The organism is Micromonospora marincola, from assembly GCF_056150385.1.
Genome location: NZ_JAXCFT010000003.1, coordinates 343,974 through 368,630 on the forward strand (window position 1 = coordinate 343,974; position 24,657 = coordinate 368,630).

Genomic DNA, 24,657 nt, shown 5'->3' on the forward strand with positions numbered 1-24,657 from the left:
GTGAGCTGGGTGGGGCGGCTGTTCGACGCGCGGGACACGCTCGCGCGGATGCTGCTGCTGAATGTCAGCGGCGTCGGCTACCTGGTCGTCGGCGCGCACGGCCGGCCCGGGCCGACGGCGACGCAGTGGGCGCTCGCGCTCGCCGCGTTCGCGGTGGCGTTGCTCTGCCACCGCCGGCCGCTGCTGAACCTGCTCCTCCAGTGCGCCCTGCTGGTGGCGTCCCTGTCGCTCGTCGACGACTCACTGATCAACCAGGTCGGCGCGAGCTGGGCGCTGCTGGAGCTGACCATACGGGCCAGCCGGCCCCGGACGTTCTGGCTGGCGGCCGGGCTGCTGGCCGCGATCGACGTGAGCGACCTGGTCCGCGACCCGGTCCGGCAGGCGCTCGCCGGCGTGTTCGGGCTGGCCGTCACCGTCGGCCTGCCGCTGCTGCTCGGCCTGGTCGTCCGGACCACCCGCGAGCTGGGTCGGCAGGCCGAGGAACGGGCGGTGGCGGAGCAGCGGCGGCGCGAGTCGGAGAGCCGGGCCGCACGCGCCGACGAGCGCAGCGCCATCGCCCGCGAGTTGCACGACGTGCTCGCCCACCACGTCGCGTCGATGGTGCTGCGGGTCGGGGTGGCCCGGCACGTGCTGCCCGACCTCGATCCCCGGGTCGGCGAGGTCTTCGACGACGTGCACGGCACCGGCACGGCGGCGCTCACCGACCTGCGCCGGCTGGTCGCGGTGCTCCGCCAGCCGGACGGCGTACGCGGCGATGCCGCGCTGACCGCGATCGAGCCGGCGGCGCTGCCGGCGGCGCTCGGCGCGACTGTGGACCGGGCCCGGCAGGCGGGGATCACCGTGGAGGCCGACGTGGACCCGGCGGTCGGCACGCTCGACGCGGTACGCGGTCAGGCGGTGCTGCGGCTGACTCAGGAGGCGTTGACGAACGTGGCGAAACACGCGGGCGCGGCGGCCCGGGCCCGGCTTACCGTGTCCGTGGTGGACGGCGCGGTGCACTGGGCGGTCGTCGACGACGGGCGGGGCGCGGCGCCGGCCGTGGTGCCCGCCGGCGGTGGGCACGGCATCGTCGGGATGCGGGAGCGGGTCGAGGTGCTCGGTGGCCGGCTGGAGGCCGGGCCGACCGGCGACGGTTGGCGGGTGCGCACGGTGCTGCCGGCGGGGAACGCGCCGGAGCCGACATGATCCGCGTGCTGCTTGTCGACGACCAGCACCTCATCCGGGCCGGGCTACGGATGCTCTGCGACGCCCAACCCGACCTGGAGGTCGTCGGCGAGGCCGACAACGGCCGCGACGCGGTCGCCCTGGCCGCCCGGCTGCGGCCGGACGTGGTGGTGATGGACCTGCGGATGCCCGGGGTGGACGGGATCACCGCGACCAGCCGGATCCTCGCCGACCGGCCGGCCACCCGGATCATGGTGCTCACCACGTTCGGCGACGACGACCACCTCTATCCGGCCCTGACCGCGGGCGCCTGCGGGTTCCTGCTCAAGGACGCGCCGCCGGCCGAGCTGCTCGACGGCGTCCGGCGGGCCGCCACCGGGGACAGCCCGTTCAGCCCGGAGGTGCTGCGCCGGCTGGTCCGACGGGCGGTGCATGCCCGGGCCGGCGCGCCCCGGCGGGCGGCCGACCTGACCGCCCGCGAGCGGGACGTGCTGGACCTGGTCGCCGAGGGCCTGTCCAACACCGAGATCGGCGACCGGCTGCACATCGGCGTGACCACCGTGAAGACCCACATCACCAGCCTGATGGCCAAGACCGGCAGCCCCAACCGGGTCCGCCTGGCGTTGTGGGGCCGCGGCGGCTGACGCTCACTCCTCGATCGCGCCGCCCACCCGGCGCAGGTGCGCCCGGAACGTCAGCGTCGGCTCCACCGCACGGGCAGCCAGGTAGTCGCCGAACCCGAGCTGCGCCCGCAGCGACTCGCCGGCGGCGACCCGGTCGGCCTGCCGCCGCTCGGTGTCCCGGATCGACCCGGCCAGCTCGACCAGCTCAGCGGCCCGCCCGCCGGGCACGAACAGCACCCCGTCGTCGTCGGCCAGGACCAGGTCACCGGCGTCGACGGTCCACGGTCCGACACGCGCCGAGTCCAGCGCCCCCGCCGGTCGCGGATCGAGCGCCAGCGGCCCGGTCGGGGTGGCGCCGAGGCTGAACACGGGCAGCCCGACGGCCGTCAGGTCCGCGGTGTCCCGGTGCGCGCCCCACACCACCAGGCCGGCCAGTCCCGCGGCCTGCGCCTCCCGCACCACCAGGTCACCGACGCAGGCCCGGTCGGTGCGCCCGCCGTCGTCGACCACGAGCACGTCCCCCGGCGACGCCCGGTCGATGGCCTCCAGGAACACGTCGACGCTGCCGACGTGCCGGGCCGGCCGGACCCGCCCGGCCGGTGCCCGCCCGGCCAGCACCGGCCGGACGGCGGCCGGGGCGCAGCGCACCGGGACGCCGGCCCGCAGGCAGGCGTCGGCGACGTGGGCGGTGGTGAGTGCGGCGAACAAGCCGGCCGGCGTACGGTGCGCGGTGTCCATGGGCCGACGCTAGCCAGCCGGGCCGGCGATGACAGGTGCCAGTCGCGCCCCGGTGGCCTGCTGGCGGCCCACGCAGCTAATCACCCGATACGGGTGAGGAACGTTCACCCACCCGCCGACCACCCTGGATCCGGGTCCAGCAGGAGGGGAGAACATGACCAGTGCGACCGCGGCGTTCTTCGACGCCCTCTCGGGGCGACATCGCCAACTGCCTCCGACCACCGACGCGACCATCCGGGTCGACCTGTCCGCCGACAAGCACACCGAGCACTGGTATCTCGAGATCCGCCACGGCGTGGTGGGTGTCTCTCGCGACAGCCGGGACGCCGACTGCGTCATCCGCGCTTCCGCCCCGGCGGTCGAACACCTGGCCCGCACCCACGGCAGTGTCTTCGCGGCACTGATCCGCAACGACCTCACCGTCAGCGGCGACATGCGGTTGTTCGCGGTTCTCCGCAAGCTCATCCCGGGACCGCCGACCTCCCGGGACCCCCGCGAGCCCTACCAGGGGCCCCAGTCATGACGGTCAGAATCCTGCACGGGAACACGTTCGTCGTCTCCGACGACAACGGCGACATCACCGCTTCGCCGTCGCAGCCCAGTGGGGTGTTCGCCTTTGACACCCGATTCGTCTCCACCTGGGTGCTGACCGTCAATGGGCAGCGCATGCATGCCCTGTCCACCGACGATCTGCAATATTACGAGTCCCGCTTCTACCTCGTGCCCGGCGAGCCCACCCACTACGTGGACGCCAAGGTGTCCGTCATCCGGCACCGCGTCATCGGCGGTTCCTTCCAGGAGCAGCTCACCGTGCTCAACCACTCGGGAGAGGCGATGGAGTTCCACGTCCAGTTGGATGTCGACGCGGACTTCGCCGACCTGTTCGAGATCAAGAACGCGGCCATCTACAAGCCCGGCACCTCAGAGGTCTACGTCCAGGACGGAGAGCTGCGGCTGACCTATCAGCGGGAGAACTTCCGCCGCTCCACGGTCATCTCCAGCAGCGAACCCGCGAAACTGGACCGTCACGGCATCGCCTGGGCGATCGAGATCCCGGCCCGGGGCCAATGGTCCACTCATGTGCTGGTGGAGACCCTGGTGGAGGCGCCATCGGGCCAGCCCGGTGAGGTCAGCATCCAGCAGCACACGCACCAGGTCAGGGCCGACACGCGTGACTACCTCGACCGGTGGATCGACCAGGCCCCGACGCTCGTCTGTGACTCCGAGGCGCTCACCCGCACGTACCGACAGGGGCTGGTGGACCTGGCCGCGCTTCAGTACACCCCGCTCATCACCGAGGGGATGACGCTTCCGGCCGCCGGGTTGCCTTGGTTCATGACCCTGTTCGGCCGGGACAGCATCATTGTCTGCCTCCAGACCCTGCCGTTCCTGCCGCACATGACCGCGACGGCGCTACGGGCGATGGCGCTCGCTCAGGGCGCGAAGTTCGACGATTTCCGTGACGAGGAACCCGGGAAGATCGTTCACGAGGTCCGGTACGGGGAACTGGCCGCGTTCGAGGCTCAGCCCCACACCTCGTATTTCGGCGCGGCCGACGCGACACCGTTGTTCCTCATCCTGCTCGACGAGTACGAACGCTGGAGCGGCGACGTCGGCCTGGTCCGCGAGTTGGAGCACGACGCCCGGCAGGCCATGCACTGGATCGACACCTACGCCGACCTGCTCGGCACGGGCTACATCTGGTACCGGACCCGCAACCCCGAGACCGGCCTGGAGAACCACTGCTGGAAGGACTCATGGGACGGCATCTCCGACGCCAGCGGCAAGATCCCCGCCGCCCCTCGAGCCACGTGCGAACAACAGGGCTACGCCTACGACGCGAAGATCCGCACCGCGCGGCTCGCCCGCGAAATCTGGCACGACCCGGCCTACGCCGACCAGCTCGAACGCGAGGCGGCCGACCTCAAAGCCCGCTTCAATCGCGACTTCTGGGTGGCCGCCGGCGGGTACTACGCCCTCGCCCTCGACCGCGACGGCAACCAGGTCGACGCACTCGCCTCGAACGTGGGACACCTGCTGTGGAGCGGCATCGTCGACGACGACCGCGCCGACCAGGTCGTCAGGCACCTCGTCTCCCCCCGCCTGTTCTCCGGCTGGGGTGTCCGCACCCTGGCCACCAACCAGGGTCGTTATAACCCGGTCGGCTACCACGTCGGCACCGTGTGGCCGTTCGACAACTCGCTCATCGCCTGGGGCCTGTGGCGTTACGGCTACCGCGAGGAGGCCGGCCTCATCGCCCGCAGCATCATCGCCGCGGCACCGTTCTTCGACCACCGCCTGCCCGAAGCGTTCGCCGGCTACGAGCGCGAACTGACCGTCCACCCCGTCGAATACCCCACCGCGTGCAGCCCCCAAGCATGGTCAGCCGCGACGCCCATGCTCCTCATCCGCACTCTCCTGGGCCTCGAACCCCACGGTGACCATCTGATCACGGATCCGGCCATCCCCGTTGAGATCGGCCGGATCGAGCTGCTCGACATACCCGGCCGGTGGGGGCGGATGGACGCCTTCGGACGCCCCGACACCAGCCGCAAGAGATGAAAGAGCGGTAGCGGTTCAGCCAGAGTCGCGCGCTGACCACAGACCGAGGTGGGTGTAGTAGGACAGCGCGCCGACCAACGTCCAACCGACACCGGACGCGGCACAGAGGCCACCCGAGACCGCCAGCATCCGCCGGTCACCCCGCCACACTCCGAGCGGTCCGAGCGTCGCCGCGACACCTGTCAGACCGTACAGGCCGGCGAATGTGACCTGGGTGAGCGTGGGCCTGGGGCCGTAAATCGCCTCCTCGGCCGGCGCGGTGGTGAACAGCCGATTCCGAACGGCTGCCGCGGTGATGGCGATCAGGCCGAGGCCGAGACCGAACACCGGCACGGCCGGCGGACGGCTCACGGCGTACAGGTGGGCAACCCGGTCCGACGCCGGCCTGGAGAGCAGTTCATCGCCATCGCGCCACAGAAACAGCGCCGCGGACAGCAGAAGCACGCCGAACCCGGTCGCGGGCTCGCCGAACATGGGGTTCTTGCGCATCTCGGTGGCAGGTCGGCGGATGGGCCAGGTCGTGGTCGTGTGCAGGCCGAGCGCGGTGAGGACCGAGCCGGTCGACGCGAACGCCAGGGACCAACCGGTCAGGGTCCGCACCGATCCCCGATACAGAGCATTGCCGAGCATGGGCACCAGCACGAGCGCGGTTCCCGCCGCGAGGGCCATGAGTCCGGTGTAGACAAGCGGAGGCCGGGGCCCATCCGGATCCTCGCGACTCGGGGCCGGCGGCGCCGGACGGGGCTGCTCCCGCAGCGCCCACCAGTTCCGCGCGACGTGCAGGCCCACGAGCGCGCCGGAGGCGATCCTCGTCAGATATCCCACATGTGGAGGGTATGGAGTGACGGGGCGATCCAGTCCGTTACCGCTTCGCATCCCCCGATCGGGACTCCGGGTCGCCCGGCGTTGTGGCCCGCGGCGGCCGACGCTCACTCCTCGATCGCGCCGCCCACCCGGCGGCCTGCTGGTTCAGCCCCGGAACGTGCGGTCGAGCAGATCGAACAGCGCGGCCCAGTGCCGCTCGGTGGCCCGCTCGTCGTACATCGGGGTGTCCGCCTGGGTGTAGCCGTGGCGGGCGCCCGCATAGACCTCGGAGCGGTAGGTGACGCCGGCGGCGTCGAGCGCCTTCTCCAGCACGGCGATCTGGTCGGCGGTCATCGACCCGTCCTGGTCGGCGTGGCCGAAGTAGAGCTCGCCGGTCACCGCGCCGACGCTCCGGTGCGGGCTGTCCGGCGCGTCGCTGACCACGTGGCCGGCGTGGAACGCGGCCACCGCGGCGATCCGGTCCGGAAGCGCCTCGATCGCCCGCAGCGCGTTGGTGCCGCCCATGCAGTAGCCGGTGATCGCCGCCGGGCCCGGCGCGACGTCCGGCTGGGCGGCCAGGAAGTCGAGGTAGGCGGCGGTGTCCCGGGCCACCGTGTCCGGCGTCAGCGCGGCCATCATCGGCCCGACCCGCCCGAACAGCTCGGCGCGCCGGCTCTCGTCGGCCAGGGCGGACATGTCGACCGGTCGGGTGGGGCCGGAACGGTGGAACAGGTTGGGCACCAGCACGACGTACCCGCGGTCGGCGATCGTCGCGGCCATCTCGACCAGCCGGGGCCGCAGCCCGAAGGCGTCCATGAACAGCAGGACGCCCGGGAACGGGCCGCCGGAGTCCGGCCGGGCCAGGTAGGCGTCCGCCGTCCCGTCGGGGGTGGCTACGTCCACGATCGTCGGCTGCACTGTCCGGTCCTCCTCGCTGCGGGCTTCCGCGACGCACGCTACTCCCGGCCGCGCCGGGCGGCACCTCGGGCCTTCCGGCGGCAGCCGGGCCATCGCGGCGTCGGCGGTCACACGTCCACCGTCAGCCGGACGTCCACCCGGTCGCCCAGCTCGATCCCCTCCGCCCGGGTGGGCGGTCAGGCCGGCCAGGCGTGGCCGATGCCGTCGAGCAGCAGGACCACCCCTTCGGTCGCCGCCTCCCGGTCCCGGGAGATCTCCCGGTATTCCGGCGAGGTGGACCAGCGCTCGAAGTCCTCCCGGTGATCGAAGGACACCAGGACCACCTTGTCGTGCGGCCAGTCGCCCTCGACCACCCGGGGGGCGGGGTCGGCGGCGAGCAGCCGGCCGCCGTGCCGGGCCAGCACCGGCAGGAAGGCGGCGACGTACCTGTCATAGCGCGCCCGGTCGTGGACGGTGAGCTGCGCGAGGGCGTAGACGGTCACCGGGCCAGGCTAGCGAGCCGCCGGTGGCCGCGTCCGTCCCCGGGCCGGCCCGGCGGCGCCGCCGGGCCCGGCGCGGGTCACGGGATGCTCAGGCCGTACGCGGCGAGGATCTTCAGGATCGGCTGGTAGTAGCTGGTGCCGCCGCTGGCGCAGGTGCCGCTGCCCCCGGAGAGGATCCCGAGGACGGTGCCGGTCGCGGCCACGTAGAGCGGCCCGCCGCTGTCCCCCGGCTCGGCGCAGATGTTGGTGCGGATCAGGCCGGTGACGCTGCCCTCGGCATAGTTGACGGTCTGGTTCAACCCGGTGACCACGCCGCACCGTACGCCTGTGGTGGCGCCGCTGCGGCAGACCGCCTGCCCGACGTACGCGCTGCCGGCCCCGGAGATCGTCACCTGGCCCGGGTAGGTGTACACCGCGCTGGGGTGCGCCACCGTGCCGGTGTAGCGGACCGCACCGTAGTCGTTGCCGGGGAAGCTGCTTCCGGTGCGGCTGCCGAGCACGCTGGTGCGGGCGCTGTCGGCGTACCAGGTGGCGGCGAGGTTCGTGCAGTGCCCGGCGGTCACGAAGTACCAGGTGCTGCCGCTGTGCGCGTTGACCCCGAGCGAGCATCGTCCACCGCCGCCGTAGATCGCCTGGCCGCCGGCGATGAGCGTGCGCAGCCGGCCCGGTTCGTGCCGCAGCACCGCGCCGGAGCGGGTGGCGGCCCGGCGCAGCGCGGCCAGCTCCGTTCCGCGTACCGTGTCGTCGACGGTGACGGTCAGGCGGCCGGTGGCCGGGTCGTGCCCCCAGGCGGTGCCGGCGGTGCGCAGCTCGGTGAGCGGCGCGGGTCGCGGGGCGGCGCCGGCCGCGGCGGGGGTGGCCGCGAGCAGGGCGGCGAGGACGAGGACGACGAACGACGGTCGGCGCATCGGGAGAACCTCCTCCATCGTTTAATGTCGATGAAAGAACAGGATCGCCCCCGGACCCCCCGGGTTCAAGCGCCGGGCACCGTCCGGTCGCGGACAGTGGGCCGGGCCGGCCGGAGCCGCCGGTCGGGTGCCGCCGAAACTTCCGGACCCGGCGCACCGGGCCGGGCACCGCTCGCCGACCGCCTCCAGCCGGCCCGTTCGCCGTCCCGGGCCGGCGATACCCGGCGGGGAATCAGCACATCGAGAGCGTTAAGTTTTCGGAACGGTTCCGGTAGGCTCGGGGGCAGATATTCACATCGATCAACCCATGGTGCCGGGGAGTCGTCTCCCCGCCCCGCGCGACCTCCGGGCGGTCGCGCCGAGCCGACACCGTGACGGGCGGTGGTCGACGTGGACGATCCTATTCACCAGGCTAGGAGAGGCTTTCAGATGGACAAGGTGCTCGCCCGCGACAGCGGGAGCGGGGCAGCCCGGTCGCGCCCGCGTGCCGCGGTGGTATCGATGCTGGCCGGGGCCGCGGCGGTCGCCGCGACGGTCGCGGTCGCGACAAGCGCCAGCGCCGGCACGACGCTCGGCGCGTCGGCGGCGGAACAGGGCCGCTACTTCGGCACCGCGGTGGCCGCGAACAAGCTGTCGGACGGCACGTACGTCGGCATCCTGAACCGCGAGTTCAACATGGTCACGCCCGAGAACGAGATGAAGTGGGACGCCACCGAGCCGTCCCAGAACCAGTTCAACTACAGCAGCTCCGACCGGATCGTCGCGCACGCCCAGGCCAACGGCATGCGGGTCCGTGGTCACGCGCTGGCCTGGCACCAGCAGCAGCCGGGCTGGGCGCAGAACATGTCGGGCAGCGCGCTGCGCAACGCCATGATCAACCACATCACCCAGGTCGCCACCCACTTCAAGGGCAAGATCTACTCCTGGGACGTGGTGAACGAGGCGTTCGACGACGGCAACGGCGGCCGGCGTGACTCGAACCTCCAGCGGACCGGCAACGACTGGATCGAGGTCGCCTTCCGCACCGCACGCGCCGCCGACCCGGGCGCCAAGCTCTGCTACAACGACTACAACACCGACAACTGGAGCTGGGCCAAGACGCAGGGCGTCTACAACATGGTCAAGGACTTCAAGGCGCGGGGCGTGCCGATCGACTGCGTCGGCTTCCAGTCGCACTTCAACAGCGGCTCGCCGTACCCGGGCAACTACCGCACCACGTTGCAGAGCTTCGCCGACCTCGGCGTCGACGTGCAGATCACCGAGCTGGACATCGAGGGCTCGGGCAGCTCCCAGGCCACCGCGTACGGCAACGTGGTCAAGGACTGCCTGGCCGTGGCGCGCTGCAACGGCATCACGGTCTGGGGCATCCGCGACAGCGACTCCTGGCGGGCCAGCGGGACGCCGCTGCTCTTCGACGGCAGCGGCAACAAGAAGGCGGCGTACACCTCGACGCTCAACGCGCTGAACGCCGGCGGCACCACGCCGCCGACCAGCACCCCGCCCACGAGCACGCCGCCGACGAGCACGCCCCCCACCTCCACGCCGCCCACCTCCGAGCCGCCGTCGTCGCCCCCGCCGGCCGGCGCCTGCACCGCGACGCTCTCCACCAACCAGTGGCCGGGCGGCTTCGTCACAAACGTGCGGGTCACCGCCGGCGGCAGCCCGCTCAACGGATGGTCGGTGTCGCTGACGGTGCCCTCCGGCTCGTCGGTCACCAACGCGTGGAGCGCGCAGACCAGCGGCTCCACCGGTCAGGTGACGTTCCGTAACGTCGACTACAACCGCCAGGTCGCCGCCGGTGGCAGCACCGAGTTCGGCTTCCAGGGCACCGGCACCGCCCCCTCCGGCACCGCAACCTGCACGGCCGGCTGATCCCCCTCGCCCCTGTTTCACGGAAAGAGTGGCTATCCAGAGCCGGATAGCCACTCTTTCCGTGAATGCGGGCGCGGCCCCGGCGGGGGGTGACGGGGTTAGTCCTCGATTTCGGGGCCCAGCAGGCGGATCTCCTCGATGTCCGTGGCCGCCTGGAGTTCCCGCAGCACCGCGTCGTCGATCTGGTTGCTGTTGCGCAGCCGGGTGACCTCCCGACGCTTACGGTCCAACATCGCCAACTGCAACCGGCGGGCCAACTCCCGCTCCCGCTCCGACTCCTCGCTGCGCGGGTCGCGGACGTCCGCGAGGTGGTCCTGGTAGCCGGCGCGGAGCCGGTCCACCGTGTCCGGCGCGGCACCCAGGTCGGCGGCGACCCCCGGCAACGCCTCCAGGACCACCTCGGTGGCTCGGATCCGCGCCCAGCGCACCTCGTCGTCGCGTTGCCGGTCGCCGGTCAGGCCGGCCCAGCCGACGACGGCCGGCAGCGTGGTGCCCTGCACCACCATGATCAGCACGATCACCACCACGGTGACGAAGATGATCAGATCCCGCTCGTGCACCCGGGTGCCGTCGTGCATGGTGACCGGCACGGCAAGCGCCGCGGCGAGCGAGACCGCGCCCCGGAAACCGGCCCAGCCGGCGGCGGTACGCATCCGCGCGTCGAAGTACGTCGACCGCCGCGAGTCCCGCCGGTCGACGCCCTGCAACACCGACACCGCCAGGTGCACCCACCCCAGTCGGGTGGCCACCACCACGAGCGCGACGAGCACCGCGATGCCGAACGACGCCGCCGGCGAGTGGCTGGTGATGTTTCGCAGCGAGCCGGGCACCTGCATGCCGAGCAGCACGAACAGGCTGCCGTTGATCATGAAGGTGGACAGGTCCCAGAACGCGTACGCGGTGAGCCGGGAACGGGCCCGGATCACCCGCGGTCCCGCGTACGACAGCAGCAGCCCGGAGACGACGACCGCGAGCACCCCGCTGGCGTGCACCGCGTCGGCGAGCAGGAACGCGACGAACGGGGTGAGGATGCTCAGCCCGCCCTCGCGCATCGCGTCGTCGACGTGCTTGCGGATCAGGATCACCAGCCCGCCGACGAGCAGCCCGGCGACCACCCCGCCCAACGACTTGCCGACGAACTGGCCGGTGAGCGCGAACGCGCCGGGCACCTTCCCACCCGCGATCACACCGGCCGCCACCGCGAAGAGCACGAGCGCCGTACCGTCGTTGACCAGGCTCTCCGCACGCAGCGTGGTGAGGATGCCACGGGGCATCCGCTTGGCCAGGCCGGCGACGGCGGCGGCGTCGGTGGGCGCCAGCACCGCGCCGAGCACCCAGGCGGCGTGCGGTTCCACCCCGAGGGCCTGGGTCACGTACGCGACCGCGACCATCGTGATGATCACCAGCGCGACGGCCAGCAGCACGATCACCGCGAGGTTGGCGCGGATCTCGCGGAGGCTGATCACCAGGCTCTCCCGGTAGAGGATGGCCGGGAGGAACAGCACCAGCACCACCTCGGGTTCGAGGACCACGTTCTCGAACGGCGGCAGCAGGCCGAGCAGCGCGCCCATGGCGATGAGCAGCACCGGCGGCGCGACGCTGTACCGGCCGCCGATGGTGGTGCCGACGAGCACGGTGAGGCCGAGCACCGAGATCAGCACAAGTGCGTTCATGCCGCCCCCCGTCGCCGTCCGCCGGATCCACCGTGCCGCACCGGGCGGCCCGGTGGAGCGGAACGGCCCGATCCCTACTCGAAGCGGGAGGGGTCGCCGACACCCCGGCGCAGGATCTCCGGCTCCGGGCCGGACAGGTCGACCACGGTGGTGGGTTCGAGCCCGCAGTCCCCGGCGTCGACCACGGCGTCGACCTGGTGGTCGAGCCGTTCCTTGATCTCCCAGCCCTGGGTCATCGGCTCCGGTTCACCCGGCAGCAGCAGGGTGCTGGAGAGCAGCGGCTCGCCCAACTCGGCAAGCAGCGCCTGGGTCACGGTGTGCTTCGGCACCCGCGCGCCGACCACCCGCCGGCGCGGGTCCTGGAGCCGGCGGGGCACCTCCGAGGTGGCCGGCAGGATGAAGGTGTAGCTGCCCGGGATCACGGCCTTGACCTGCCGGAAGACCGCGTTGCTGAGTTTGACGAACTGGCCGAGCTGGGCGAAGTCGGCGCACACGAGCGTGAACGGGTGCCGTTCGTCGAGCCGGCGGATCTCCCGGATCCGTTCCACGCCGTCGCGGTTGCCGAGCCGGCAGCCGAGGGCATAGCACGAGTCGGTCGGGTAGACGATCACGCCGTCCTCGCGTAACAGGTTCACCACCTGCCGGATCACCCGCGGTTGAGGATTGTCCGGATGCAGGTCGTAGTACCTCGCCACGCCGGCCAGCCTATGCCCGCTCCCGATCATCCGCAGGTTTGCCCGGGACCGGTTCCGGAAACAGGTGGGGGCCGTTCACCACAGGGGGGACCGACCATGTCCGAATCCAGCACCGACCGCGCCGCCGACCGGCCGGCGGAGGTGACCGACCCACTGCTGTGGGACCTGTCCACCGCGGTCGCCGACGCGCACCAGCCCGACGCCGAGCGGAGGTGCGCCAGCCCGAGCTGCGCCGGCGCGGCCTGGCCGTGCGCCGCCTGGGACACCGCGCAGGTCGGGCTGAGCGCCGCCCGCACGCCGGGCGCGGGGGCATACCCCGGGGTACGGCCCGCAGCCGGCCGTGTCGCTCCGGACGCCGCCTCGGAACCGGCGGCCGGCGAGGACCGTCTCGTCGCCACCGCCGCCTGACACCACCGCCCGACCACCGCCCGACCCGTCTGACGGCGGGCGTCGACCACCCCCGGCGCGGCATCGGCCGTGAGTGGAACGCCAGGGGTGTCTCAGGCCCCTTTTGACACCCGTGGCGTTCCACCCGTGCGTCCAGCGGCCCGGGGGAGGCAGCCGCCCCAACTGCCGGAGAGCGCTCTCTCGGGCAACAGAACATTGACGCGCACGTAACCGGAACCTAACCTCGCTTCTCAAGAGAGCGCTCTCTCGCCTGTCGGATCACCATCCGAACACCACCTTCTCCTGAAGGGGACCTCCATGACACTCCCCCTGCGGGACGTCTCCCCGGCGACCCCCGTCCCGTCCCCCGCCCGCCGGCGCCGTCGGCGGGCAACCGCCCTCGCCGCCGCGTCCACACTGGTGGCCGGCCTCCTCGGCGTCGTGGTCGGCGGTGGTGGCACCGCCACCGCCGGCACCGTCGGCGCGGGCAGCTACACCGAGACGCTGCCGCCCGGCGCCGCGTTGCCCAAGGGCTGCGGCGCCGTCAGCACCAACCCACGGACCTTCGCCACGTCGGACGCGCCGGCCGGCGCGATCCCCACGAACGACTGGTGGTCCTCGTTGATCTGGAAGCGCAACAGTTGCGGGACGAGCGAGAACCTCCAGGCCCACCCGCTGGCGTTCCACGCCGAGAACAACGGGCTCGGGCTGTCCTACACCACCACGCCGGCGATCAGCGGCACCGCCACCGGAGTCGGCGAATACCACTACCCCTACACCGAGGACGTCCGGGTCGGGGTGGCCGGGCTGTCCGCGCCGGTGGTCAAGGCCGCCGACTGGACGGACTGGACGGTCACCGCCGACTGGAGCGACGGCAGCCGCGGCATGCGGGCCACCATCGGCCACGGGCTTCCGTTCAGCTACTACACCGTCAGCGGTGGCGGCGCGGCGCAGCTCACCGCCGCCGCGACGCCCACCGTGTGGCGCAACTCCGGCGCCACCATCGGCTTCACCGTCCACGGCCACGACTACGTCGCGTACGCGCCGACCGGCGCGACCTGGACCGTCGACGGCGCGGGCATCAGCTCGACGCTTGCCGGCAAGGGCTACTTCTCGGTCGCCGTGCTGCCCGGCGGCGCGGACCGGGCCGCCCTGGCCGACACCTACGGCCGGTACGCCCACGCGCACGTCACCGGCACGAAGATGAGCTACGCGTACGACCCGGCGGCGGGCACGGTGCGCACCACCTACACGTTCACCACCACCCGCCGGGAGGGCACCGAGACGAAGACGGTGGTGGCGCTCTACCCGCACCAGTGGCGCAGCCTCACCGGCGCCACCCCGATCACCCCGACGTACGTCTCGGCGCGCGGCGCCATGCGGGTGCTCGCCGGCGTGCCGTCGTTCACCACCTCGATGCGCTTCACCGGCGTGCTGCCGGAGGTGCCGGCCGTCGGTGACGCCGCCGGCGCGGACCTGAGCACCGTCACCGGCTACCTGAACGCCGAGCTGGCCAACCCGGAGGGGATCAGCGGCACCGACACCTACTGGGCCGGCAAGGGGCTCGGCCGGGCCGCCCGGATCGCCGAGATCGCCGACCAGCTCGGGCTCACGAGCGTCCGCGACAAGGCCGTGACGGCCATGAAGACCCGGCTCACCAACTGGCTCACCGCCGGTTCCGGGGAGACCGGCCAGCTCTTCTACTACGACCGCAACTGGGGCACGCTCATCGGCTACCCCGCCTCGTACGGCTCCGACGAGGACCTCAACGACCACCACTTCCACTACGGCTACTTCGTCGCCGCGGCGGCCACGGTGGCCAAGTTCGACCCGGGCTGGGCCGACGACACCCGCTACGGCGGCATGGTCGACCTGCTCATCCGCGACGCCAACAACTACGACCGCGCCGACAACCGCTTCCCCTACCTGCGGGACTTCGACATCTACGCCGGTCACGACTGGGCCTCCGGCCTGGCGCCGTTCTTCGCCGGCAACAACCAGGAGTCGTCCTCCGAGGGGATGAACTTCGCCAACGCGCTGATCCAGTGGGGGCAGGCCACCGGCGACACCGCCGTCCGCGACGCCGGCGTCTACCTGTGGACCACGCAGTCGGCGGCCATCTCGGAATACTGGTTCGACGTGCACGACGAGAACTTCCCGGCCGCCTTCGGGCACAAAACGGTCGGCATGGTGTGGGGCGACGGCGCCTCGTACTCGACCTGGTTCTCCGCGGCCCCCGAGATGATCCAGGGCATCAACATGCTGCCCATCACCGGCGGTCACCTCTACCTGGGCGACTATCCCGACTACGTCAAGGCAAACTACGCCGAGCTGGTCGCCAACAAGGGCGGCCCGCCGACCGTGTGGCAGGACATCCTCTGGGAGTTCCTCGCGCTCGGCGACGGCGACCAGGCGCTGCGGAACTTCCGGGCCAACAGCGGCTTCACGAGCGAGGAGGGCGAGAGCAAGGCGCACACGTTCCACTGGATCCGCAACCTCGCCGCGCTCGGCCCGGTCGACACCTCGGTCACCGCGAACCACCCGCTGGCGAAGGTGTTCCGCAAGGGCACCGCGCGCACGTACGTGGCGTCGAACATCACCGCCCGCCCGCTGACCGTCACGTTCTCCGACGGCACCACGCTCGCCGTGCCGGCCGGGAGGACCGCCACCTCCGGGGCGTACACCTGGAGCGGTGGCAGCGCCACCGGCGGCGTGGCGGTGCCCACCGGTCCCCCGCCGACCTCGACGCCCAGCCCGACCCCGACCACGGCGAGCCCGACCCCGACCAGCCCGAGCCCCACTCCGAGCACCCCGGCGCCGCTGAACCCGACCCGCTACCTGCGTTCCGGCGGGGAGCTGGGCGCCGCCGCCGGCCCGTCCGGCACGGTCACGGTGGTTGCCGCCAACGGCAACCACGACGGCACGCCGACCAACCCGCAGGTCTTCACCGCCACCGGGCTGACCGGCACCTGGACCGGCGGGAGCACCGCCTTCGACCTGGGCGTCGACGCGGGCATCGCGGTCGGCAACGGCGTCCAGGCCCGGGTGTCGTACGACCTGACCGGCGACGGCAGCGTCGACCGGGTGGAGACCTACAGGTACTTCGCCACCGACCCGCTCGTCGGGATGGAGCGCTACCGGCAGACCCAGGGCCTGGCCTCGGCCACCGGAACGCTCGGCAACCTGAACGGCGGCACGGTGCGGGTCGAGGTGTGGAACGCCATCGGCAACGCCGCCACCACGGTCGGCACCGGTGCCGGCTCCACCGTCACCCTGCCGTACACCGGGTGACCGATGCCCGGCGCCCCGGTCCGGGGCGCCGGGCACACGGCCGGCGGCGGCCCGGACCGGGTCAGGCCGGGAGCCGGTCGCGCACCCACGCCGGGTCGGGGTTCACCACCGCGCCGTCCGGCAGCACCACGGTCGGCACGGTCTCGTCGCCGCCGGTGACCGCCCGGACCGCCGCCGCGGCCTCCGGGTCCCGCCAGATGTTCACCCAGTACGCCCGCCCGGCGCGCCGGCCCAGCCGCCACCGCAACCGCAGGCAGTAGGTGCAACCGGGCCGCCAGTAGACGACCGGCCGGCCGTCGTCGGCGCTGCGCCGGCGCGCCTGGGCCGCGGTCAGCGAACGGGGAAAGGCGAGCGGCGAGAACAGCACCCCCAGCACCGCGAAGGGCAGGAAACCGAGCGCGATCGACGCCGGTCCCGACCCTCTTGCGCCGGTCACCACACCCGCGACAAGCATCAGGCCGGCGAACCACCAACTCCGCATCATCAGCCGCTCACCTCTTCCCGCCCGACGCGCTCCGCTCCGTCATGGTCCCTCCCGGGCCCACCCTAGCGGCGGCTCAACCGGCGGTGAGCCGGGCCAGCACCCGCCGCTGGAACGCGCGGGCCTCGGGCCCGGACGGCGGCGGGCCGCCCCGGCGGGCGGCGATGGCGCGGTGGATCAGCGCGGCGTCCGGGTCGCCGGCGGCCACCCGCCGCCCGGCGTCGACCTTGCCCAACCAGACGCCGTCGCGGGAGCGCACAAGCGCGCGGCAGGCCCCGAGCACCGCGTCCTCGGCGCCCGGCGCCGGCTCGTCGCCGGGCGGCGTGGGCAGCGCCAGCCACCAGCGCAGCGCGTCCACGAGCAGCGCCCGCAGCGCGGCCGGCGCCGGGTCGGCGAAGGCGTCGGCGGCGCTCGGGCCGCACAGCCTCAGGCCGGACTGGCGCAGGATGCTGCGGTCAAGCGCGTACCAGAACCGCCCGTCGGCGGCGGGCCGCTCGGCCGGGTCGTAGGTGGCCCGGAACGGCATCGTCGCGCCGGTGTTCAGCTCGACCTCGAAGCCCGGCCCGGGGGCGCCGGAGGCGGCCACGTCCCGCCGGTAGACGACAAGTTCCAGGCCGCGTGCCGGGCAGGGCAGCGACTCGTGCCGCAGCCGGTCCACGAGCGTCCGCTTCGCCGCGGCGGCCGGCGACGCGGCGACAAGCAGCGCCACGTCCACGTCGCTGCGCCCGGGCTGGTACGCGCCAAGCCCGAGCGAGCCGGCCGCGTACGCGCCGACCAGGTCCGCGCCGAGCACCTCCCGGGCGCGCCGGACCAGCTCGGCGAGGTAGTCGCGTACGTCGTCACGCATGCCCGCATCCTGCCCGGCGGGGGTCCGGGGCGTCCGGCCGGGTCGACGCCGAGGTGATCCGGTCGCGCGCCGCAGGCCGGTGACGTCGGCGCCTGTCGGTTAGCCTGCGAGCCGGGCATGGACGATTCGGCCGAGCAGTCGGAGGCATCGCGTGCGGCACAGCGGAGAGATCGGCGCGGTCGCGGCGCGACCGCGACGCCGGGGCCGGCGGCTGCTCGTCATCCTGGCGGTCGTCGCGCTGCTGGCCGGGGGCGGGCTGGTGGCCGGCGGGTACTACTTCGACAGCGTGCCGACACCCACCGACCTGAAGCTGCCCGAGTCGACCACTGTCTACTACGCCGACGGTCGCACCCCGATGGCGAAACTCGGCGCGCAGAACCGCACCATCGTCCCGTACGAGGCGATGAACGACTCGGCGAAGCAGGCCATCGTGGCGGCCGAGGACCGGACCTTCTGGACCAACCGCGGCATCGACGTCAAGGGCGTGCTGCGGGCGGCGTGGGCGAACGTCAGCGGCGGGCAGCGGCAGGGCGCCTCGACGCTCACCCAGCAGTACGCGCGGGTCGCCGCGGACCTGCGTGGCGTCACCTACTCGCGCAAGCTGCGCGAGGCGGTCATCGCCTGGAAGCTTGACGACAAGTACAGCAAGGAGGAGATCCTCGGTTTCTATCTGAACACGGTCCCGTTCGGCCGGGGCGCGTACGGGATCGAGGCCGCCGCGCAGACGTTCTTCGGCAAGACCGTACGCCGCGACGCGCCGGCGGCGCAGCAGCTCACCCCGGCCGAGGCGATGGTGCTGTGCGCCATGGTGAAGCAGCCGGAGGCGGATCCGGCCGACCCGCAGGGCACACCCGGTTACGACCCGCGCCGCAACGCCCTCGCGAAGCAGAACTCGATCGACCGCTGGAACTACATCCGCGACGGCATGGTGAAGCTCGGCTATCTCACCCCGCAGCAGGCGGCGGACCTGGCGTACCCGGACACGGTGCGGCCGATCGACCGCGACGCCGGCCGCTCCGACCTGGACCGGCCGACCGGGCTGGTGGTCAACCACGTGCTGGCGGAGCTGCGGGCCGCCGAGCCGTTCCGCGGCAAGCCGGACGAGGTGATCCGCGACGGCGGCTACCGGATCGTCACCACGATCGACAAGCGGGTGCAGGACGCGGCCGAGGCCGCGGCGGACATCCGCCGGGACAGCGCGCCGTCGGCGGTCCGCGGCCAGCCGAAGAACTGGCAGGCGGCGCTCGTCGCGGTGGAGCCGGGCACCGGCCGGGTGCTCGGCTACTACGGCGGCGACCGTGGCTCCGGCGCCGACTACGCCGGCTGGTACACCGACGAGCAGGGTCAGGCGCGCGGCTTCGGCCAGCATCCGCCGGGGTCCTCGTTCAAGGTGTACGACCTGGCCGCCGCCGTGCGCGACGACATCTCGGTGAAGCAGCGCTTCGACTCTCCGGACACCAAGGAGTTCCCCGCGTCCGGGCGTACCCGGGGCAGCGCGGCCGGGCCGATCCGCAACGCCGAGCACGCGCCGTGCCAGCCGGACTGCGCGCTCTGGGAGGCCACGGTCGCCTCGCTGAACGTCACCTACTTCGAGCTGACCGAGAAGCTGGGCACCGCCAAGGTGGTCGAGATGGCCCGGCAGGCGGGCGTGGAGTCGATGTGGGAGACGGTCCGGGGCAACCCGCGTCCGCAGCGGGTAGACCTGCGCGACGACCCCGCCGACCAGTTGGCGGAGCACTTCTCCCCGGAGGTGGGCATCGGCCAGTACGGCATCACCGTGCAGGACCACGCCAACGGGATGGCCACCTTCGCGGCCGGTGGCAAGCGGGCGGACGCGCACTTCGTCCGGTCGGTGACCAAGGGTGACGACAAGGTGTGGACCGAGCGGTTGCGGCAGACCGATCTCGGTCTCGACGCCGAGGCGGTGAACCAACTCGACTGGACGCTGCGCCGGGTGCGGGCGGCCCGGCTGGACAACGGCTGGGACTCCGCCGGCAAGACCGGCACCTGGCAGGCCGGGCAGAGCACCACGAAGAACGTGCACACCTGGATGGTGGGGTGGACCGGCGCGCTCGCCTCGGCGGTCTGGTTGGGCACCACCGACGGCAAGCCGCTGCGGACCACCGGCGGCAGCTACGAGGTGTACGGCTCGACCGGGGCCGCGCCGATCTGGCGCCAGTTCATGACCCGGGCCACCGAGGCGATGAAGCTCGATCCGGACCGCTACCGCTTCCACGACCCGGCCTTCCCCCGCGACGCTCCGGAGCCGACCCGCCCGGCGCCGGCGCCCAGCACCGTGGCACCGAGCCGGTCTGCCGCGCCGACGCCAAGCCCCACGCCGTCGAGCCCGACGCCGAGCCCGAGCGGGCCGAGCCTCCCGGTGCCGACCGGGTCTGCCTCGCTGCCGCCGGTGCCGACCGGGCCGCCGACGCGGACCCGTGGGCCGCGCTGAATCTATGTGCGCCATCGGCGAACAGCGGCATTGCACGCAGGTCGGACACGATCCGGTCCATGGTCGACAATGTTCACCCTGATCAGGGGCTATTGAAGATCATGGCTTCCTGAATTCGCCGCTACGGCGGGGTGTCCGACGACTGTCGGTTGCCCAGGTCACCCATTGCTCCGGGATCCGGCGGCGTGTGATCGTGCTCTCCGAGCCGCCAACCCCCGGCGGCTCGGACGGTCGATCCGTCGACCCGGAGCCACGCCGGCAGCTCCGGAGACCGGCCGTCACCTGCCTCGCACCATCGCGCCGCCCGACCCCACCGGGCTCCGGCGGCGCGCCTAGGAACAGGAGCGAACCCTCTTGAAGCTCTCACCTCGCCTCGCCGCGCTCACCGGCGCGGCCGCGGCCGGCGTGCTCGCCGCCGGCACCGCCGCGGCGGTGCAGGCCGCGCCGCCCGGGCCCGCCGCACCCAGCCTCGCCCAGGCCCGCGCCACGGCCGCCGAGTCGGCCCGCACGCTCGTCGCGAACCGCCCCGCCTACCTGCAGGCCGGTTCCGACGACGCGTTCGTGCAGAAGCCCGTCATCTCCTCCGAGGGCACCCAGTACGTGCCCTACGAGCGCACCTTCAAGGGCCTGCCGGTGGTCGGCGGCGACTTCGTGCTCGCGACCGACTCCGCCGGCAACCTGAAGTACGCCTCCGTCGCGCAGCAGCGGCCCATCGGCGCCCTCGCCACCACCCCCAAGGTGACCTCGGCCGCCGCCGTGAAGACGGCACGCGCCAAGCTCAAGACCGTCAGCGCGGTCGAGGGCACCACGCTCGTGGTCTACACGCTCGGCGCCAGCCCCGCGCTGGCCTGGGAGACGACGGTGCGCGGCACCGGCGCCGAGGGGCCGAGTCGGCTCACCGTCGACGTCGACGCCCACACCGGCGCGGTCCTGGGCACCCTCGAGCACGTCGTGAACGGCACCGGCACCGGCGCCTGGAACGGGCCGAGCCCGCTCACCCTGAACACCACCAAGTCGGGCAGCACCTACACCATGAAGGACCCGAGCGTCACCAACCTGAGCTGTCAGGACGCCGCGAACAACACCACGTTCAGCGGCACCGACGACGCCTGGGGCAACGGCACCGCCACCAACAAGGAAACCGGCTGCGTCGACGCCTTGTTCTCCGCGCAGACCGAGCACAAGATGCTCGACCAGTGGCTGGGCCGCAACGGCGCCGACGGCAACGGCGGCTACTGGCCGATCCGGGTCGGCCTGAACGACCAGAACGCCTACTACGACGGCTCCCAGGTCCAGATCGGCAAGAACACCGCCAACCAGTGGATCGGCTCGCTCGACGTGGTGGCCCACGAGATCGGCCACGGCATCGACGACCACACCCCGGGCGGCATCTCCCGCGGCGGCACCCAGGAGTTCGTGGCGGACACGTTCGGCGCGGCCACCGAGTGGTTCGCCAACGAGCCGTCCAGCTATGACGCCCCGGACTTCCTGGTCGGCGAGAAGATCAATCTGGTCGGCTCCGGCCCGATCCGCAACATGTACAACCCGTCGGCGCTCGGCGACCCGAACTGCTACTCCAGCAGCGTGCCGTCAGGCGAGGTGCACGCCTCCGCCGGACCGGGCAACCACTGGTTCTACCTGCTGGCAAACGGCAACAGCCCGACCAACGGGCAGCCCAGCAGCTCGACCTGCAACGGCAGCAGCGTGACCGGCCTGGGCATCCAGAAGGCCATCAAGATCATGTACAACGCGATGCTGCTGAAGACCACGTCCTCGTCGTACCTGAAGTACCGCACCTGGACGCTACAGGCGGCGAAGAACCTCTACCCGAGCGGCTGCACCGAGTTCAACTCGGTCAAGGCGGCCTGGGACGCGGTGAGCGTGCCGGCCCAGTCCGGCGACCCGACCTGCAGCGGCGGCGGCACGCCGTCCCCGACCGCCACCACCACCCCGCCGTCGGGCGGCTGCTCCGGCAACAAGCTCGCCAACCCCGGCTTCGAGTCGGGCAACGTGAACTGGACCGCCTCGTCCGGCGTCATCACCACCGACAGCGGCCAGGCGGCCCACGGCGGCTCGTACAAGGCGTGGCTCGACGGCTACGGCTCCTCGCACACCGACACGCTCAGCCAGTCGGTGAGCATCCCGGCCGGTTGCCGGGCGACGCTGAGCTTCTGGCTGCACATCGACAGCGCGGAGTCGACCACGACCACCGCCTACGACAAGCTGACCGTCAAGGCCGGCAGCACCACGCTTGCCACCTACTCCAACCTGAACAAGGCCACCGGCTACGTGCAGCGGTCCTTCGACGTCTCGTCGTTGGCCGGCACCACGGCGACCATCTCGTTCAGCGGCGTGGAGGATGCCTCTCTCCAGACGTCCTTCGTCGTCGACGACACCGCGGTCACGCTGAGCTGACCGCGATGCGAGCGGCCGGTCGTCGTCCTCCCGACGGCCGGCCGTTCCGCATCCCCGGCCCCGACTCCCGGCGCCCGGGGGCAGGCGGCCGGTCAGGCGGGGCGGGACGCGGCGGCACGGTCGCGGCGGATGCGCGCGGCCACCTCGTGCATCGTCCGACTGAACATCTCCGCCTGGTCGGGCAGGCCGCCGAGCCGGGCGGCGAGAGCGTCGGTGTCCGCCCGGGCCGAGGCGCTGACCTGCGCGTCCAACTCGGACAGCGCGGCGTTGACGGCGACGACGAGATGCCCGCAGAGAACGTCCAGCGGCTCACCGGCCAACGCCGGGTCGACGGCGACGGAGTCCAACCGGCCGCCCTGGACGGCGACCGCGCGCACCCGGCCGCCGGCCGCCGCGCCCTCGGCCCGGAGCAGTTCGCCCGGCTCGCCGTCGGCGTGCACGGTGGCCCGGGACCGCATCGCGGCCAGCGCCTGCTGGGTGCGGGTCAGCAGCTCGTCGAGGCTCGCGGCGGCCGAGAACGCATCGTTGGTCATATCCGCGCCTTCTTCACGTCTTAGCCAAGCCTTGTGACCATAGCAACCGATGGCCACGTATCCCGGTCACCCGCCGTCCCCGCCCGGGTTCCGACGCCGGGAGCAGGACCGACGCCGGTGGCTCGGCGTGTCGCGCGGCACGGCGACGGAGCTACCGTGGGCGGGACCGGGCAAGATCACGCGAGGAGCGGGGCGGATGACCGAATACGGACACGAGCTGACCTTCGGCGGCTTCCTCACCCCCGCCGCCGGGCGCCCCGAGCAGGTGGTGGCGCTGGCGACCCTCTGCGAGCAGGCCGGGCTGGACCTGGTCACGTTCCAGGACCACCCGTACCAGCCCGGCTTCCTGGACACGTGGACGCTCATGTCGTACGTGGCCGCCGCCACCGACCGGATCGGCCTGGCCGGCAACGTGCTCAACCTGCCGCTGCGCCAACCGGTGGTGCTGGCCCGCAGCGTGGCCAGCCTCGACCTGCTCACCGGCGGCCGGATCGAACTCGGACTGGGCGCGGGCGCGTTCTGGGACGCCATCGAGGCGACCGGCGGCCGGCGGCTCTCCCCCGGCGCGGCGGTCGACGCGCTCGACGAGGCGATCCAGATCGTCCGCGAGGTCTGGGACACCGGCCGACGCGGGATGATCCGGGTGGCCGGCGAGCACTACCGCGTGGTCGGCGCGAAACGCGGGCCGGCCCCGGCGCATCCGGTGGGCATCTGGGTGGGCGCGTACAAGCCGCGCATGCTGCGGCTGGTGGGACGCGCCGCGGACGGCTGGCTGCCGTCGCTTGCGTACCTGCCGAAGGGGCCGGACGAGCTGCCGGCGCTCAACGCGCTCGTCGACGACGGCGCGCGGGCCGCCGGACGGGACCCGGGCGCGATCCGCCGCATGCTCAACGTCACCGGCACGTTCGCCCGCTCGTCCACCGGCTTCCTCTCCGGCCCGCCGGAGCAGTGGGTGGAGGAGTTGGCCGGGCTCACGCTGGAGCACGGCATCACCACCTTCATCCTCGGCAGCGACGAGCCGCGCGCGATCCAGCTCTTCGCCCAGGAGGTGGCGCCGGCCGTGCGGGAACTGGTCGCCGCCGAACGCACCACGCCGGGCAGCGGCGCCCGCGCCGTCGCCGACGAGCAGGCCGCCGCCGGCGGCCCGACCGCGCTCGCGGTCACCCCCACCCCCGACCCGGGGGTACGCCTGAGCACGCGCCGCCTCTGGGACGAGGCGGACCGCCCCAGCGCGCCGCCGGCGCCGGCCGGGCACGTCTACCCGGCCCGCGCGCAGGCCGCCGGGCAGCACCTGGTGGACGTGCACGACCACCTGCGCCAGGAGCTGGCCCAGGTGCGTGACCTGCTGGACCAGGTCAAGCGCGGAACGGTCTCGCCGGGTGGGGCCCGAGCCGTACTGAACGAGATGACGATGCGGCAGAACAACTGGACGCTCGGCGCGTACTGCGCGGCGTACTGCACGGTGGTGACCCAGCACCACGGCCTGGAGGACGCCTCGATCTTCCCGCACCTGCGGCGCTCAGACGCCGGGCTGGGACCGGTGCTGGACCGTCTCGAGCAGGAGCACGTGGTGATCCACGGGGTGGTGGAGAGCGTCGACCGGGCGCTCGTGGAGCTGATCCGCCGACCCGGTGACGTCACCGGGTTGCAGGAGGCGGTGGACCTGCTCACCGACACGCTGCTGTCGCACCTGTCGTACGAGGAGCACCAGATCGTCGAGCCCCTGGCCCGCCACGGCTTCTTCCCCGGCCAACTGTGACAGGAGACCCTCGTCAAGTTCCGCGCTACCCCGCGGGGCGCGAGAACCTGTAC

20 protein-coding genes are annotated in these 24,657 nt (G+C 72.7%); 10 read left to right on the plus strand and 10 right to left on the minus strand.

Translation table 11 applies throughout. From position 1 onward, the window contains the following. Together SM450_RS09955 and SM450_RS09960 are read left to right on the plus strand one after the other, a co-directional pair. On the plus strand, positions 1 to 1,185 hold the full coding sequence (locus SM450_RS09955; protein WP_474619410.1) for a sensor histidine kinase: 1,185 nt from the start codon (positions 1 to 3) through the stop codon (positions 1,183 to 1,185). Beyond that, positions 1,182 to 1,808: a response regulator transcription factor gene (locus tag SM450_RS09960; protein WP_474619411.1), complete on the plus strand. Its 627-nt coding sequence runs from the start codon at positions 1,182 to 1,184 to the stop codon at positions 1,806 to 1,808. Before SM450_RS09955 ends, SM450_RS09960 begins: the two co-directional genes overlap by 4 nt. Before the next feature lie 3 nt (positions 1,809 to 1,811). On the opposite strand, the gene SM450_RS09965 is transcribed toward SM450_RS09960, so the two are convergent. Next, complete coding sequence (locus SM450_RS09965; protein ID WP_474619412.1) at positions 1,812 to 2,525, minus strand: RraA family protein; 714 nt, start codon at positions 2,523 to 2,525, stop codon at positions 1,812 to 1,814. 154 nt (positions 2,526 to 2,679) lie between these two features. On the opposite strand from SM450_RS09965, the gene SM450_RS09970 reads away from it, so the two are divergent. Both SM450_RS09970 and SM450_RS09975 read left to right on the plus strand, forming a co-directional pair. Next, entirely contained in the window at positions 2,680 to 3,048 is a 369-nt protein-coding gene (locus SM450_RS09970; protein ID WP_474619413.1) for an SCP2 sterol-binding domain-containing protein, read from the plus strand. Then, on the plus strand, positions 3,045 to 5,087 hold the full coding sequence (locus tag SM450_RS09975; protein WP_474619414.1) for an amylo-alpha-1,6-glucosidase: 2,043 nt from the start codon (positions 3,045 to 3,047) through the stop codon (positions 5,085 to 5,087). The genes SM450_RS09970 and SM450_RS09975 overlap by 4 nt, the downstream gene beginning before the upstream one ends. A gap of 15 nt (positions 5,088 to 5,102) precedes the next feature. Here SM450_RS09975 and SM450_RS09980 read toward each other — a convergent pair whose 3' ends face one another. From SM450_RS09980 to SM450_RS09995, 4 genes are all read right to left on the minus strand, one after another. Next, positions 5,103 to 5,912 (minus strand): DUF981 family protein, encoded by an 810-nt coding sequence (locus SM450_RS09980; protein ID WP_474619415.1) that lies wholly within the window; start codon positions 5,910 to 5,912, stop codon positions 5,103 to 5,105. 144 nt (positions 5,913 to 6,056) lie between these two features. After that, complete coding sequence (locus tag SM450_RS09985; protein ID WP_474619416.1) at positions 6,057 to 6,809, minus strand: dienelactone hydrolase family protein; 753 nt, start codon at positions 6,807 to 6,809, stop codon at positions 6,057 to 6,059. Positions 6,810 to 6,985: 176 nt separating this feature from the next. Further along, on the minus strand, positions 6,986 to 7,291 hold the full coding sequence (locus SM450_RS09990; RefSeq protein ID WP_474619417.1) for a DUF1330 domain-containing protein: 306 nt from the start codon (positions 7,289 to 7,291) through the stop codon (positions 6,986 to 6,988). A 77-nt stretch (positions 7,292 to 7,368) separates the two neighbouring features. Then, positions 7,369 to 8,199 (minus strand): S1 family peptidase, encoded by an 831-nt coding sequence (locus tag SM450_RS09995; RefSeq protein WP_474619418.1) that lies wholly within the window; start codon positions 8,197 to 8,199, stop codon positions 7,369 to 7,371. Between the two features lie 429 nt (positions 8,200 to 8,628). Between SM450_RS09995 and SM450_RS10000 the strand changes: the two genes are divergently transcribed. Next, the gene (locus SM450_RS10000; protein ID WP_474619419.1) at positions 8,629 to 10,071 is read left to right on the plus strand and encodes a glycoside hydrolase family 10 protein; all 1,443 of its coding nucleotides are present in this window, start codon (positions 8,629 to 8,631) and stop codon (positions 10,069 to 10,071) included. A 98-nt stretch (positions 10,072 to 10,169) separates the two neighbouring features. Here SM450_RS10000 and SM450_RS10005 read toward each other — a convergent pair whose 3' ends face one another. Continuing rightward, positions 10,170 to 11,744 carry a Na+/H+ antiporter gene (locus tag SM450_RS10005; protein WP_474619420.1) on the minus strand — a complete coding sequence of 525 codons (1,575 nt, stop codon included), beginning with the start codon at positions 11,742 to 11,744 and terminating at the stop codon, positions 10,170 to 10,172. Positions 11,745 to 11,818: 74 nt separating this feature from the next. Continuing rightward, positions 11,819 to 12,439: an L-threonylcarbamoyladenylate synthase gene (locus SM450_RS10010; protein ID WP_474619421.1), complete on the minus strand. Its 621-nt coding sequence runs from the start codon at positions 12,437 to 12,439 to the stop codon at positions 11,819 to 11,821. Positions 12,440 to 12,535: 96 nt separating this feature from the next. Between SM450_RS10010 and SM450_RS10015 the strand changes: the two genes are divergently transcribed. Further along, complete coding sequence (locus SM450_RS10015) at positions 12,536 to 12,847, plus strand: hypothetical protein (RefSeq protein WP_474619422.1); 312 nt, start codon at positions 12,536 to 12,538, stop codon at positions 12,845 to 12,847. 297 nt (positions 12,848 to 13,144) lie between these two features. Then, positions 13,145 to 16,117 carry a glycosyl hydrolase gene (locus tag SM450_RS10020; RefSeq protein ID WP_474619423.1) on the plus strand — a complete coding sequence of 991 codons (2,973 nt, stop codon included), beginning with the start codon at positions 13,145 to 13,147 and terminating at the stop codon, positions 16,115 to 16,117. 61 nt (positions 16,118 to 16,178) lie between these two features. On the opposite strand, the gene SM450_RS10025 is transcribed toward SM450_RS10020, so the two are convergent. Further along, positions 16,179 to 16,601 (minus strand): glutaredoxin domain-containing protein, encoded by a 423-nt coding sequence (locus SM450_RS10025; RefSeq protein ID WP_474619424.1) that lies wholly within the window; start codon positions 16,599 to 16,601, stop codon positions 16,179 to 16,181. A 73-nt stretch (positions 16,602 to 16,674) separates the two neighbouring features. After that, positions 16,675 to 17,445: a nucleotidyltransferase domain-containing protein gene (locus tag SM450_RS10030; RefSeq protein ID WP_474619425.1), complete on the minus strand. Its 771-nt coding sequence runs from the start codon at positions 17,443 to 17,445 to the stop codon at positions 16,675 to 16,677. Between the two features lie 151 nt (positions 17,446 to 17,596). On the opposite strand from SM450_RS10030, the gene SM450_RS10035 reads away from it, so the two are divergent. After that, entirely contained in the window at positions 17,597 to 19,897 is a 2,301-nt protein-coding gene (locus SM450_RS10035; RefSeq protein ID WP_474619426.1) for a transglycosylase domain-containing protein, read from the plus strand. A gap of 354 nt (positions 19,898 to 20,251) precedes the next feature. Then, complete coding sequence (locus SM450_RS10040; protein WP_474619427.1) at positions 20,252 to 22,312, plus strand: M4 family metallopeptidase; 2,061 nt, start codon at positions 20,252 to 20,254, stop codon at positions 22,310 to 22,312. A gap of 92 nt (positions 22,313 to 22,404) precedes the next feature. On the opposite strand, the gene SM450_RS10045 is transcribed toward SM450_RS10040, so the two are convergent. After that, complete coding sequence (locus tag SM450_RS10045; protein WP_474619428.1) at positions 22,405 to 22,845, minus strand: YbaB/EbfC family nucleoid-associated protein; 441 nt, start codon at positions 22,843 to 22,845, stop codon at positions 22,405 to 22,407. A 196-nt stretch (positions 22,846 to 23,041) separates the two neighbouring features. On the opposite strand from SM450_RS10045, the gene SM450_RS10050 reads away from it, so the two are divergent. Then, a complete protein-coding gene (locus SM450_RS10050) occupies positions 23,042 to 24,604 on the plus strand; it encodes an LLM class flavin-dependent oxidoreductase (RefSeq protein WP_474619429.1) in 1,563 nt (520 codons plus the stop codon). The last annotated feature ends 53 nt before the right edge of the window (positions 24,605 to 24,657 follow it).

Excerpts from the sequence above, each read along its gene's own strand:
- SM450_RS09960 (WP_474619411.1), top strand. The coding sequence starts at position 1,182 with ATGATCCGCGTGCTGCTTGTCGACGACCAGCACCTCATCCGGGCCGGG.
- SM450_RS09965 (WP_474619412.1), bottom strand. The coding sequence starts at position 2,525 with ATGGACACCGCGCACCGTACGCCGGCCGGCTTGTTCGCCGCACTCACC.
- SM450_RS09970 (WP_474619413.1), top strand. The coding sequence starts at position 2,680 with ATGACCAGTGCGACCGCGGCGTTCTTCGACGCCCTCTCGGGGCGACAT.
- SM450_RS09975 (WP_474619414.1), top strand. The coding sequence starts at position 3,045 with ATGACGGTCAGAATCCTGCACGGGAACACGTTCGTCGTCTCCGACGAC.
- SM450_RS09995 (WP_474619418.1), bottom strand. The coding sequence starts at position 8,199 with ATGCGCCGACCGTCGTTCGTCGTCCTCGTCCTCGCCGCCCTGCTCGCG.
- SM450_RS10000 (WP_474619419.1), top strand. The coding sequence starts at position 8,629 with ATGGACAAGGTGCTCGCCCGCGACAGCGGGAGCGGGGCAGCCCGGTCG.
- SM450_RS10005 (WP_474619420.1), bottom strand. The coding sequence starts at position 11,744 with ATGAACGCACTTGTGCTGATCTCGGTGCTCGGCCTCACCGTGCTCGTC.
- SM450_RS10015 (WP_474619422.1), top strand. The coding sequence starts at position 12,536 with ATGTCCGAATCCAGCACCGACCGCGCCGCCGACCGGCCGGCGGAGGTG.
- SM450_RS10020 (WP_474619423.1), top strand. The coding sequence starts at position 13,145 with ATGACACTCCCCCTGCGGGACGTCTCCCCGGCGACCCCCGTCCCGTCC.
- SM450_RS10025 (WP_474619424.1), bottom strand. The coding sequence starts at position 16,601 with ATGATGCGGAGTTGGTGGTTCGCCGGCCTGATGCTTGTCGCGGGTGTG.
- SM450_RS10030 (WP_474619425.1), bottom strand. The coding sequence starts at position 17,445 with ATGCGTGACGACGTACGCGACTACCTCGCCGAGCTGGTCCGGCGCGCC.
- SM450_RS10045 (WP_474619428.1), bottom strand. The coding sequence starts at position 22,845 with ATGACCAACGATGCGTTCTCGGCCGCCGCGAGCCTCGACGAGCTGCTG.
- SM450_RS10050 (WP_474619429.1), top strand. The coding sequence starts at position 23,042 with ATGACCGAATACGGACACGAGCTGACCTTCGGCGGCTTCCTCACCCCC.